This is a genomic window from Oleiphilus sp. HI0061 (assembly GCF_001635675.1).
In genome coordinates this window covers 1-12,322 of record NZ_LWFE01001071.1, presented here as the reverse complement: position 1 = coordinate 12,322, position 12,322 = coordinate 1, and the positions used below count along the sequence as shown (strand labels likewise).

The window sequence follows — 12,322 nt, the reverse complement described above, 5'->3', positions numbered from 1 at the left end:
AGCCATGATGAACCCTGTGGTGCGAAGGTGTATTGAAAACCTTTTCAAATACTCCCAACCTTCCAATAAGCTCGGTATGAAGGAAGAATTGATAAGACAGGCTTAATTCAATCGCAATTAAAGCAAGATCTTTGTCGAAGCCAATGATTGCTAGTGGCAACCACCAGATCATCCAGCCAAAATTAACATCCATTAAAAAGTTTTGGCGCAAAGCGGTAGAAAAATTCATAATTTTAGACGAATGGTGCGTTACATGTATTGACCATAACCAACGTATTTTATGCATACCGTAGTGGTAGATATAAAAGAAAAAATCGCATGCGATAAATAGGAATAGGTAACTCAACAAACCATCTTCAATTTTATACTGAAACCCGTATTGAGCAACAAACTCATAAAATGCCTGAATAAACAGGGCAATAGCAATCCCATCGAATATTTTATAAATCCCACCGGTTGCAATATTCGTTAGCGTTTCCTTTAAATGGTAGGCATCTTTTCTTCCCTTCCTATGCCAGTACCAAGCCTCAAGACAAATAATTGATATAAACACGCTGCCAAAAAGCATAATAAAGCCCAAGGCATGTAGTAAGTCGCTCATGAATTGCTCCTTCAAACTAATCAGTAATTAAAGCTAGTTTATTCCACAAGCAGCATCTATTATTGTCATAGCAATAATATTTTTTGACAATCTGCGCCACCATTACAATCAGCTTATGAATTCTTTAAATGATTTTTTTATCTCTCGGGATGTTGTCGGATACCTACAGACCTTTATTAAGCAAAGCGGTCTTAGTCTTCCGTTGTATGAACAGAAGCTTGACTATTTATCCGCTAAGCAACATATGTCTTTTGCACAATGGTGGCGTTTATTAGAAGAATTAGAAGCGCTAACGCCATACGACGCGTTGGGCCTTGAAATAGGAAGGTATATAAAGGTTGAGCATGTAGGCGTACTCGGCTACCTGTTTCGCACGGCCAGAAACGTGGGTGAAGCGTTAGCTTGCTTCAAACGATTTCAGGGCTTGATCTACGCAGGAAGTCTTGCACACACGGAACTAAATCCTGACAATTCATTTTGCCTGGTGTGGAACCCGGATTACGGTTATTCAAGCCAATGTTCCGACGAATTATTACTTAGTGCAATGGTGACGATAGTTAATGAGATTATTTTCCCGAAAAAATTAAATCTTTCAGCCATTCACTTTACGCAAGCTTTAAGTGATGACCGAGCTAAATCGTGTAAAAATTATTTTTGTTGTCCTGTTTACAGTCAGCAAGAAAAGTTGTCTATCGCCTTCTCGGTAAGTGATCTAGATATTCCAATTCCGCACTCTGATATCACACTTCACGGCATACTAGGCAAACAAGCAGAAGACTTACTAATAAGCCTACCAGATTGCGACACCTTTATAGCCGAACTTACCGATACGATTATTCGCTGCTTACATGAGGGTGATGCTGATACGAATACCGTCGCTTCGCGAATCAACATGTCTGAGCGTACGCTTCATCGTCGCTTAAAATCAAAAGGTAAAGTTTTTAGAGATATTCTTCAGGAAATAAGAAAATCGATGGTAATAAATTACCTAAAAGATCCGAAACTGACGCTTTCCGAAATTGCCTTGCTGCTAGGTTATAGCGAACAAAGTAGTTTTACCCGCGCATTTTCTACGTGGTACAAGTGTTCACCGCTTCAGTATCAAAAGCGCTACCTGTCTTAGACAGAATATGCCCTTTTAATCTCATCAGCGATGATACGAAGCCCTTTATCGACCAGAACATCATCTTGTGAATAGGTTATTCGTAAGCATTCGGATTTATGCTTCCAATTGTCATCACTTAAGCCCGGAAAAAAGTGATGCCCGGATACAATTAATACACCTTTGTCTTTCAACTTCTCATACAACTCCTGGTTACTTAAGGGGCAATCTTTCAACCATAACCAAATAAACATTGCACCTTCTACTTTATGGATTAAGAAAGGCAGACCCTGAAGTAACTCACATAAAAGGTCGCGCGCTCTTTCAGCTTTAGACAAATAGTAAGGTCTTATTACCTCATTACTTAAGGTGAGTATTCTTTTACTGTCGACTAAATCTTTCGCCATTATGCTGCCGAAGCTACCCGTCGCCAAATTCATAATCGCATTAACTTCCGATAAAGCGCTTATTACCGGCGCATCCGCAATAACGATTCCTGTACGTGCAGCAGGTAAACCGAATTTAGAGAGACTTAGGCACAGGACAATATTTTGGTTCCAGGTTGGTTCTGCATCAGTAAATATAAGGTTTGGAAAAGGCGTGCCGTAAGCACCATCAACAATCAATGGTACTTTATGTTCACGTGCCAACTGGTCTAACTTACTCATCTCTGAGTTTGTAATCACATTTCCCGTCGGATTTGTGGGGCGAGATACGCAGATCGCTCCCGTGCTTTCAGTAATTTGGAACTTCTCGAAGTCGATATGGTATTTAAATGTCTCTGCGTTAATTTCCTCAGTTTTTGGTCTGTTTGATATAAAAAAATCTTCAACCAAACCCGCATCGGAATAGCCAATATATTCGGGAGCAAGTGGTAGCAGAACCTGTTTACTACTACCATCTGAATACTTCCCTGCAAACAAATTGAAGAGCATAAAGAATGCTGCTTGACTGCCGTTTGTTAAAGCAATATTTTGCGGGCCTATATCCCAGCCATATTCAGCTTTAAGTAATGAAGCGAGTGACTTAATGAAGTCCAAATTGCCTTGTGGTGGATCGTAAACACCGATCAGCTGCTGGAAATCGGATGTAGACTCAACAATTTCCAGCAATCTATTTTTAAAATAATCCTGCACTTCCGGAATATGCGCAGGATTGCCTCCCCCCATCATGATTAAACCTGAGTCGCCAGCCAAGGCATTTCCAAGATCTTCCATTAAGCTTGTAATGCCGGCCTTTGAGGTAAACTTATCGCCGAAACTTGAGAACTTCATAAATATAAACACCTAATAACGTGAACAATGGTTTCGCTGCGATGGAATGAACCTATGGTAACTACAACTTTAATGACTAGACTGGTATAGGTATACACCAAATATTAATACGGAGCACAAGCATGCGATTCATATCACTTTTTTTGTTTTCATTCTTAGTAAGTAGTCTTTGCCTGGCCCATGATCAAACGCATTCTGACTTACCCTTTATCGAAGTCAGCACGACAGCAAGCGCAAAGTCCTTGCCCGATCAAGCCATAATTAATATTACTTTCTCTGCAACAAAGTTTGAAGCAGAAAAAGCGAGAAGAGCCGTCGACAAGCTGGTCCGCCCTTTCCTGTCAAAACTAGAAGAATACGATATTCAAGAGAACTCCCTCGACACAAGCAATACACAATTACACCCACAATACGAATACCGAAATAACCAGCGAGATTTCAAAGGTAATCAAATTACGCGCAAAATTGAGTTTAAACTAAATGATCTTGCGCAACTCCAGGCTCTTATCCAAGACATCACCCGCACAGAAGCATCTCATCTAGGGAGTATAAGATTCACACTTAAGAACAAACAGAAGCTAAAACGCAAAGCCTTAAACAAAGCAATTAATAAAGCAAAAAATAAAGCAGCTACCATTGCCCAAGGCTTCGAAGTAAGCTTGGGGAAAATTTTAAATGTAAAGCATGTTAGCAACGAAGCAAGACCAGCCCCACAAATGCGCGCCATGGCAATGAGTGCTGAAATGAGCGACAGCCAAAGTAATACCTACCAGCAAAAAGAAATTGAATACAATGCGACCATTAGCGCAGTATTTTCAATCGATTAAGCACTAGTCATACGACACCAAATAGCATATAGCACCGGCAATTCAACCTGAATCGCCGGTGCCTCATTCAGCCCGCAACTTCAACAGACTCACTATTTTTATGCTTATCAAGCTTACGCTCTGAAGCGCTCCAGTAATAAAGAACTAACCCTGAAAGGATACACGCGGTACCGATTAGCATTACTTCGCTAATGTGTTCACCATTAAAAAAGGCACCCAAAGCCAAAGCAAAAACAGGTGTCATCAGAGTCACCATTGCAACAGCCGTTGCACCCAGCTCTTTAATAATAAAAAAGTAACATGCAAAGCCCAATAGTGAGCCGGCTATCGCTAGATACAAAACAGACCATGGCGAACGTGTTCCCCAATCAAGGTACGGAAGCTGACCATCCATCACAAACCATGCTGCAATAAATAGCGGCACCGATAGTAATAAAGTGCCTACCGTAATGCTTAATGGGTGTGCCTTAAACTTCTGCTTTTCAACTAACACGCCACCAAGACTATATAAGCTGACAGCTAACAAAAGCAATAATAAGCCAAACCAGCCTTTGTCCATCACCACCCAGTCATCTTTAAAGATCAGCAAAAGCCCAGAAAAAGATATACCAAAAGCAAACCAGCGTGCGCGAGTAAACTTAGCAGAGCCAATCAACACATGTGATAACAAGTTAGATATCACTGGAGATAGTGCATAAATCACCGAAATAATGCCCGAAGGTACGTATGCCGCCGCTATGTAAGTGCACAGCATGGCCAGAAAAACGCCAAGCAAAGAAGCGGCATAAACTTTAATAGCTCGCGCTGTCCACGAGAGTTTAATCTTAAAAAGGCGTAAGATCGCATAGCCGATAGCGGCCGCTAACAACATTCGCAGCGTAATTGCACTAATGGGCGTTATCGTTTCACTGCTCCACTGAATAGCTAAGGGAGTAGTCGACCAGATTATTATAATGGTGGCATACGCCACGGGCACAGACATGCTATATCCTCTTTTAATAGTTAGTTTAATTAAAGAAAATACAGCGATATAAGGTGGGTGAAACGATAAGTCACTGCATTTTCTTGCTGTGACTTGAAAGGCTTATAAAACAGACTACTTCTTCAGAAACACAGCGAGCATTGCCATACGGGCGCGCACACACCATCGCATGCTGGCAACCTTGCCTAAACCACGAATAGCGATTAAGGCATAGGCACAAAGCATGAGATCTTTCATTGCAGGTGCTGTGTTTTGATTAATAGTAGTCATAAGCCAATACTGGAGGGCTTTTAGCTTATTGTCAACGCTTAGAGTTCGAGTCGTTATAAATAGTTTCCCAGCGAGGTGTAGACTCAGCAACATAAGAACCAGTAAACTCGGTCTGTAAGCCTCCACGAGTGTTATACCACCTGATGGCAGTAAAATGAGGTTGCGGACCTATGTCCATCCAATGCTTAACTTTTTTTGGAATAATCAATAAATCTCCAGCCCCACATTGAAGTATATGTATCTTTTCCTGAACATGGATATATACGAGTACTGCCCCCTCAATAAAGAAGCGCGCTTCATCTTCGTTGTGCGTATGCTCAGAAATGTACTGACTACGCAATACCACGCCATGAACATCGTCTTCATGAATACGAGCGATATCTGCATATAAATAATTATGCTCACGCTTTACATTCTCAACCAGCTCTTCGTAAAGCTTAAGCAGCTGGTCTCCAGTTGGGCTCGTATTGGGCAGCATTGTGAGAATGTCGTGCTGAGCAAAATAAATTCCATCTTCGGCTAGCTCTGCTACTTGAATAGCATGATCGTCCGAAACTTTTAGCGGTGCTCGCAAATTAAATTGATTATAAAGAGCTAATTGGCTCACCTATGAATCCCTGATACCAATAATAAATTAAGACTGGAAATTAACTGAGCTAAGTCTGGCAAATATTGACTCACTTTAAAATGAGATTAAGCACAGCAAATTAAGAAATAACATTATTTAACTTTTGATTTGTAAGCCCAGGTAACAGCAGTTTCATTTGATTACATATATGCTACTCATCCTGAACAAAGGCGCCGTGAGTCAATCATTTTTGCGGAAACTTTGTTCCTTTCCTGAATTAATTGCGCAGCGATAGATACAGCGATCTCAGCAGGTAGCTTACTGCCAATCGGAAATCCAATTGGCGCATTTAGCCTTGCTAATTCTTCAGAAGCGAAACCGAGGGTGCGCAGCCGCTGCAAACGCTTGCTGGTAGTATTTTGAGACCCCATTGCGCCGACCAGAAAGCATCGGCTATGCAAACCCGCCATCACCGCAAGATCATCAACTCTTGGGTCGTGAGCCAAAGCCAGCACAGCAGAATAGGAATCAGAAAATCGCTCTTTTATCAGATCATCTGGTAAGCAAAGATGCAGCGGAGTATCCCAGCTTTTAGCATCGTGCCTATCAACCACGTTACTACGCGCATCGCAGAGCTCAACATGGAAATCGATCGCCTTTAAAATATTCAAGAGATTCCTTGCAACCTCACCCACACCTACGATTAGTACTTGATAGATCGGGCCGAGCACATGAGTGAAGCGAGCATTATCGAGACTAACCTTATCGATGTCATGCGCTTCCTTATGATTCATGACTCTAATATCTGCTTGACCAGTATCTAAACAAACTTCACGCTTAAGCCATTTCCTGGAATCAAGCGTAGATATAATTTTTGAGATGTATGAAAGGTGAGTGTTGTCCAAGGCCTCTATGAGCAGAGACATTGTACCGCCACAAGGCAGCATATAACGCTGCGCATCATCAGGGTGATCACCAAAGACTTTGATAAAGGGGTATTGGGTATTTCCAAGGCTTAGGTGTTCAACTAGAGCGTCTTCAATACAACCACCTGACAAAGAACCTACTTGCATACCTAAACTTGAGTTATAGGCAAACAGACTACCGGGCGGACGAGGGGAAGCTCCCCATGTTGTAACAACCGTTACCAAAAAGACCTTTTCGTCACGAGCTAGCCACTCTTTAATCGAATTCAATACATGCTTGTTTTGTTCATACATATTAACTTAGCTTAAAAGGCATAGAGTTAAATCGCTTACCCGTAGCTTTATACAAAGCAGAAGCGATTGCTGGTGCAATCGGTGGCAAGCCAGGCTCGCCCACACCGCTTGGCGAGTCGTCTGACGGGACAATATAAGTTTTAATATCTGGAGATTCATTCATCCTCATCAAAGGATAGTCATGAAAATTACTTTGCATAACCTCACCTTCAGCAAAAGTAATCTCTCCATAGAGTGCGGCAGTCGCACCAAATATAATTCCGCTTTCCATCTGCATTGTAACGATATCAGGGTTTACAACCATGCCGCAATCTACGGCACAATGCACCGTCAGAAGCTTAACTTGTCCATATTCAACTTTAAGTTCAACTAGTTGCGCAACATAAGAGCCGAAAGACTTATGCACAGCGATACCTTGGTGGACATCTTTAGGCAGCGTACGCCCCCACCCACCTTTTTCTGCAACCAGGTTCAACACTTTAAGTAGTCGCGGTGAATTACCTAAATACTGTTTGCGGAACTGATATGCATCTAGTCCAGCTGACTGAGCTAACTGATCAATTGCACTCTCCACAACGAAAGCGTTAAATGAGTGGCCAACTGAACGCCAGTAGCTTATCGGTACGCCAGCATCGGCCTTGATATGCTTAACACTGATATTTGGTATCGTATAAGGAAAGTCGGCAGCACCTTCATAAGGCGAAGTATCAGCTGGAGTGATTGGCGTTCCCTCGGTCATTAGCCCGGCATGCCCCAGCATTGGGTACATAAACTCAGGCGCCCAAGGAAACATAGCTGGTGAAGCGTCCCATACATACCAATCCATAATCTTGGGCACGACAATTTGATGCTCCCAGGCGACAGGTAGGCCTTTAGTGTCGAGCGCAGCCCGAACCTTGTGCAAACTTGCTGGTCGAAATAAATCGTGCTTGATATCTTCTTCTCTGGACCAAACCAGTTTAATTGTCAGTCCGGTTTTTTCCGCAACCTCAGCAGCCTCGGCAATATAATCTTGACTTAAGCGTCTACCGAAGCCACCCCCTAGAAACTGGTTATGAATAGTTACATTGTCCAGATCGATATTGGTCGCTTTTGCGACTGCAACTTGTGCTACGTCAGGGGCTTGAGTTCCAGCCCATACTTCCGCCTTCCCCTTGCTAACCCTTGCAACGGCATTCATTGGCTCCATGGTGGCGTGAGCAAGAAAAGGCGCTGTAAACTCAAACTCTTCTATATGGCCATCAGCCTCGAGAAGCTCCGCTGTATCGCCGTCTTGACGAATAGATTTGCCGGAATCATTTGCAAGCTTATCCAGATATAGGTTGCTGATTGCATCACTAGTTTCAACACTCTCTTCACTAAATGCCCACTGCGCCTCTAGTACTTTTGATGCTTTCCTTGCTTGCCAATAGGAGTTTGCGACGACAGCTATACCACGGGAAACCTCAAGAACCGAGACAACACCTTTCTGCTGAAGAGCGACTTCGATATTCGCAGACTTAAGTTTGCCCCCATATTTCGGAGCCCGCTCTACAACGCAGTATTTAAGATCCTGCAATTCAACATCGATTCCATAAGCGCTTTCCCCTTTTACCTTTGCAGCTGCATCAAGTCGAGCGTCGAATTTCCCTATGTACTTGAATTGAGCCGGTTCTTTTACCTTTATTTCCTGCGGTAAATCTTGCTGAGAAGCTAGTTTAGCCAAAGCACCAAAACTCACTTTTTTGCCGGTAGACTTAACGCTGACATAAGCATTACGGCACTCTAAGTTATCTTGTGGTAACGCAAATGCTTCTGACGCTGCTTGTAGCAATAAAGTCCGTACAGCAGCCCCTGCCTCGCGAATCTGGCTCCAACTGCTTGAAAGACTGTTACTACCCCCGGTTAGCTGCAAGCCATAATCCGGGTTGCGATAAGCTGCGTTTGCCCCGGCAAAAACAACCTGAATAGTATCTGGTGAGGTATCTAGCTCTTCAGCCAGCAGCGTTGTAATACCCGTGTAAGTGCCCTGACCCATCTCTACTCTATCTAAAGTGAAGATCACAGAGTTATCTGGCCGTATCTCGAGCCAGGCATTAGCCAACCAGCTACCAGTATTTGATAGTTCATTGTTTCTTAGCGTACTGCAGCCTGGCAATGTTATCGCCACGCTAAGGCCGCCAGCAGCGCCTAAACCAACTTTAAGAAAATCCCTACGATTTATCGCTGTATCAGGTAAAAGCTCTTTAGATTTGTTCATGAGATTAGAATGCATTATGAGCGCTTCATACCTTTGCTTTGTAGGATAGATCGGCAGCAATTTGCTGTGATGCAACAGTGTCTTTAATGGCAGCCTTGATTCGGGAATAAGTACCGCAGCGACAAAGGTTACCGGACATCGCATTGTCAATATCTTCATCACTAGGGTTTGCATTAGCTTTCAAGAGCGAGGCTGCGGACATAAGCTGTCCAGGCTGACAATAACCACATTGCGGTACGTTATGTTTAATCCAGCTTTCTTGTAGCGGGTGCAACTGACCATCTTTACTGGCCAATCCTTCAATGGTAGAGATATTTTGGCCTTCCACTGACGAAACAGGGGTAATGCAAGAGCGAATGGCGACACCATTAAGATGAACAGTACACGCTCCACACAAACCCGCACCACAACCAAACTTGGTGCCCTTTAGACCAACCTCATCACGAATCACCCAAAGGAGTGGCGTATCTGGCTCGACGTCGATTGATATGGGCGCGCCATTAATCTTGAGTTTCATTCTGCCTCCTAGCTAGAAAGCTTTGTCTGGCCAAAGCTATAGATAGTTTTTATAGAAATAGTTGAACTTAGTAATGCTAATTATTTTTTATACTTCTTAGGGCAAGAAGTATTTTAAATGCGATCAAAACACGGCCAGCGCCGAACGTAAGATCTTATTATTTTTTTAACGTCTAGATGCTAACACCCAAGTAACTTAGAGTCACTTACACTTTATTAAGATTTGTTGACTCAACGTAGTCCGTGACGCTCTCTATTATTTTGTTTAGCAGTGTCACCCTTGCGAAGCATTACGTAGACTGCACCAGTGCCGCCATGCTGCGGTTGAGCAGAATGAAAGGCTATTACCTGGTCTAGTTGAGGAAGCCAAATCGCTAAATGGCTCTTTAACAAGGCAAGTTTGTCAGGATTTCGATCTCCCTTCCCATGTAAAATAATAACTGCTCTAAGCTCGTACCTGGAGCACTCATCAATAAAGCGGAATACTTCGCGCCTTGCTTGTTCAACGGTCATTCGATGTAAGTCCAAACGTGCATCTAATTCATAGCGCCCCATCCTTAGTTTTTTATACACACCGTGCTGGACACCATCGCGCTTATAATCAAGTATGTCATTTGATTTCAGCATAGGCACTTCGGTGGAGGCTAGAGGATCTACGGTAAGTTTATCGGCAACGGCAAGTTTGCGCCTAACACGCTTTCCTGGTGTTTCTTCCTCTACTTTGTTTGAAGAAATTTTGCTACTTTCAAAACGAGTAACTCCCTGCATTTCTTCTGCAAATAACTCATCATCACTCATTGCCGTACTCACTCATAACCAATTCTGACCCAAAAATACTATTATAAAACCTAGGATTCGCCAAGTGCAGTTTGCACACTTTCCAAGTTCTTATTCGTATTAAATACTTCCTTCAATGTTTCCCATGGTGGCACCGGCTTACAACTTGAGAAAATAAAATCTGTAAAGGCCATAACCTTCGAAGGTGGCTCTCTACGGCTAGGATAAACCAGGTAAAAGGTTCTTTCCTGAAATGGTGCATCTTCAAGTAGCGTAACCAAACGCCCCGCCCTGACATCTTCACTAATAATAATCTGAGGTAAAGCGCCAACACCAACCCCCTCTATAACCATTCGACGCAGCACTTCCATGTCATTAGCCACTAGGCGAGACTTTGGTTCAAACTCGTATATACCGTTATTCGTTTGAAAAGCCCAAGCGGATGCTGGGTGAGAGACACAGGTATGATCTTCGATAGCCTGAATCGTTTTAGGGATGCCGTTTTTAGCAATATACTCAGGAGAAGCACACAGTGACAATCGCGCGGTTCCGAGATTTCGTGCTACCAGACTAGAATCAGATAATGGGCCAATTCGAAAAGCCACATCGATTTCCTGCTCTAGTAAGTCAACCAGTTTGTCATCGGAGAAGATCTCGACATTAACTTTTGGATACTGCTCCATAAATCGTTTAATCGTGCTGATGAAGAAAGGTGTACCAAAAGACAGCGGCGTACTAATCCTGAGCGTACCGCTTGGCTCAGCTTGCATATTATTAACAACACGATCAGCTTCTTCAGCTTGCTCAAGCATTTTGACGCAATGCTCATGATACAACTTACCGGTTTCTGTCGGCTTTAAGTTGCGTGTTGTACGATTAATAAGTCGCACACCTATACGCTTTTCGAGCTGACTCACTTTTCGGCTTACGGTAGATTTAGGTAGCTTAAGTTTGTCCGCTGCTTTGGTGAAGCTTCCCGATCCGACAACCACTGCAAATATCGCCATTTCATTTAAGTCTTGCATCAATTCGTACCCTTCTCTTACTCTCGCATTTAGAGTTAGCCGCATACATTCCATATACGGAACATTATTTCTAAATTTAGCCTATTAACACCAAAATAGGAACAGCACTACAATAAAAGCATCAAAATTTAGCGTTTGATTGCATTAAATTAGAACAACGGGGCAATAACATACTATTGTTAGCAGCCACAAAAATAAGACTTTTTACTACAAGGTTCATTGTTATGGTCGATAGACTTGCCGCGCAGATTATTAAGTTCAGATGGTTAATCATCATTGCCTCCTTAGCTATTGTATTTTTTATAGCAAGCGGAGCTAGCAATATTGGGTTCAGCTCAAACTATCGAGTATTCTTTTCAGAAGATAATGAACAATTGGTAGCATTTGAAACACTCCAAAACACCTATTCAAAATCAGACAATATATTTGTTGTTCTAGCGCCGAAAGATGGCGAGGTATTTACCGTTCCAACCTTGAATGCAGTTAAAGATCTAACTGATAGAGCTTGGCAATTGCCTTATTCAACACGCGTCGATTCAATCACAAACTTCCAATATACAAAAGCCGAAGAAGATGACTTGCTCGTTAACGACCTGGTTGAATTTCCAGATGAAGCCGATTTGGACGAGATTAAACGGATTGCGCTTAGCGAGCCGCTGCTAGAAAGTCGCCTTATTTCCAAGCAAGCGCATGTTACTGCGGTCAATACCACAGTTCAACTTCCTCAATTGACCGAACAGGAGATTCCCGAACTAGTAGCGCAAGCACGTGTGATGATTGCCCAGTTTGAAGAAGACTACCCCCACCTGGATGTTTATATCACAGGTAGCGTGATGCTAGGCAATGCCTTTTCTGAATCAGCCCAGGACGACCTTGCAAACCTGTTTCCGGTCATGTTTGTGATAATAATCTTCACCTTAT

General features: G+C 42.8%; 12 protein-coding genes and 1 pseudogene. 3 read left to right on the top strand and 10 right to left on the bottom strand.

The window, feature by feature from the left end; all coding sequences use genetic code 11:
- Positions 1–601 (bottom strand): sterol desaturase family protein (locus A3735_RS14925; RefSeq protein ID WP_068638219.1); only part of this gene is annotated, 601 nt, incomplete at its 3' end.
- 115 nt (positions 602–716) lie between these two features.
- Between A3735_RS14925 and A3735_RS14920 the strand changes: the two genes are divergently transcribed.
- Positions 717–1,724: an AraC family transcriptional regulator gene (locus tag A3735_RS14920; RefSeq protein WP_068510326.1), complete on the top strand. Its 1,008-nt coding sequence runs from the start codon at positions 717–719 to the stop codon at positions 1,722–1,724.
- Here the strand turns inward: A3735_RS14920 and A3735_RS14915 are convergent.
- Complete coding sequence (locus A3735_RS14915) at positions 1,721–2,977, bottom strand: valine--pyruvate transaminase (protein WP_068567122.1); 1,257 nt, start codon at positions 2,975–2,977, stop codon at positions 1,721–1,723. The genes A3735_RS14920 and A3735_RS14915 overlap by 4 nt on opposite strands.
- A gap of 122 nt (positions 2,978–3,099) precedes the next feature.
- Between A3735_RS14915 and A3735_RS14910 the strand changes: the two genes are divergently transcribed.
- Positions 3,100–3,804: an SIMPL domain-containing protein gene (locus tag A3735_RS14910; RefSeq protein ID WP_068507485.1), complete on the top strand. Its 705-nt coding sequence runs from the start codon at positions 3,100–3,102 to the stop codon at positions 3,802–3,804.
- Between the two features lie 67 nt (positions 3,805–3,871).
- On the opposite strand, the gene A3735_RS14905 is transcribed toward A3735_RS14910, so the two are convergent.
- From A3735_RS14905 to A3735_RS14875, 8 genes are all read right to left on the bottom strand, one after another.
- A complete protein-coding gene (locus A3735_RS14905; protein ID WP_068507487.1) occupies positions 3,872–4,786 on the bottom strand; it encodes a DMT family transporter in 915 nt (304 codons plus the stop codon).
- A gap of 114 nt (positions 4,787–4,900) precedes the next feature.
- On the bottom strand, positions 4,901–5,056 hold the full coding sequence (locus A3735_RS29735; protein WP_156490323.1) for a hypothetical protein: 156 nt from the start codon (positions 5,054–5,056) through the stop codon (positions 4,901–4,903).
- Positions 5,057–5,087: 31 nt separating this feature from the next.
- Complete coding sequence (locus tag A3735_RS14900; protein ID WP_068507490.1) at positions 5,088–5,663, bottom strand: hypothetical protein; 576 nt, start codon at positions 5,661–5,663, stop codon at positions 5,088–5,090.
- Positions 5,664–5,839: 176 nt separating this feature from the next.
- Positions 5,840–6,844 (bottom strand): XdhC family protein, encoded by a 1,005-nt coding sequence (locus tag A3735_RS14895; protein ID WP_068507492.1) that lies wholly within the window; start codon positions 6,842–6,844, stop codon positions 5,840–5,842.
- 1 nt (position 6,845) lies between these two features.
- Positions 6,846–9,098 carry a molybdopterin cofactor-binding domain-containing protein gene (locus A3735_RS14890; RefSeq protein WP_082865120.1) on the bottom strand — a complete coding sequence of 751 codons (2,253 nt, stop codon included), beginning with the start codon at positions 9,096–9,098 and terminating at the stop codon, positions 6,846–6,848.
- A gap of 10 nt (positions 9,099–9,108) precedes the next feature.
- Positions 9,109–9,600, bottom strand: coding sequence for a (2Fe-2S)-binding protein (locus tag A3735_RS14885; protein WP_068507497.1), 492 nt, complete (start codon positions 9,598–9,600; stop codon positions 9,109–9,111).
- Positions 9,601–9,830: 230 nt separating this feature from the next.
- Complete coding sequence (gene smrA / locus A3735_RS14880; protein WP_068507499.1) at positions 9,831–10,397, bottom strand: DNA endonuclease SmrA; 567 nt, start codon at positions 10,395–10,397, stop codon at positions 9,831–9,833.
- A gap of 50 nt (positions 10,398–10,447) precedes the next feature.
- On the bottom strand, positions 10,448–11,401 hold the full coding sequence (locus A3735_RS14875; protein WP_068507501.1) for a LysR family transcriptional regulator: 954 nt from the start codon (positions 11,399–11,401) through the stop codon (positions 10,448–10,450).
- Positions 11,402–11,625: 224 nt separating this feature from the next.
- Here A3735_RS14875 and A3735_RS14870 point away from each other — a divergent pair.
- Positions 11,626–12,322, top strand: a pseudogene (locus tag A3735_RS14870) (RND family transporter); the annotation flags it as partial.

Excerpts from the sequence above, each read along its gene's own strand:
- A3735_RS14875 (WP_068507501.1), bottom strand. The coding sequence starts at position 11,401 with ATGCAAGACTTAAATGAAATGGCGATATTTGCAGTGGTTGTCGGATCG.
- smrA (WP_068507499.1), bottom strand. The coding sequence starts at position 10,397 with ATGAGTGATGATGAGTTATTTGCAGAAGAAATGCAGGGAGTTACTCGT.
- A3735_RS14910 (WP_068507485.1), top strand. The coding sequence starts at position 3,100 with ATGCGATTCATATCACTTTTTTTGTTTTCATTCTTAGTAAGTAGTCTT.
- A3735_RS14890 (WP_082865120.1), bottom strand. The coding sequence starts at position 9,098 with ATGCATTCTAATCTCATGAACAAATCTAAAGAGCTTTTACCTGATACA.
- A3735_RS14885 (WP_068507497.1), bottom strand. The coding sequence starts at position 9,600 with ATGAAACTCAAGATTAATGGCGCGCCCATATCAATCGACGTCGAGCCA.
- A3735_RS14920 (WP_068510326.1), top strand. The coding sequence starts at position 717 with ATGAATTCTTTAAATGATTTTTTTATCTCTCGGGATGTTGTCGGATAC.
- A3735_RS14915 (WP_068567122.1), bottom strand. The coding sequence starts at position 2,977 with ATGAAGTTCTCAAGTTTCGGCGATAAGTTTACCTCAAAGGCCGGCATT.
- A3735_RS14905 (WP_068507487.1), bottom strand. The coding sequence starts at position 4,786 with ATGTCTGTGCCCGTGGCGTATGCCACCATTATAATAATCTGGTCGACT.
- A3735_RS29735 (WP_156490323.1), bottom strand. The coding sequence starts at position 5,056 with ATGACTACTATTAATCAAAACACAGCACCTGCAATGAAAGATCTCATG.
- A3735_RS14895 (WP_068507492.1), bottom strand. The coding sequence starts at position 6,844 with ATGTATGAACAAAACAAGCATGTATTGAATTCGATTAAAGAGTGGCTA.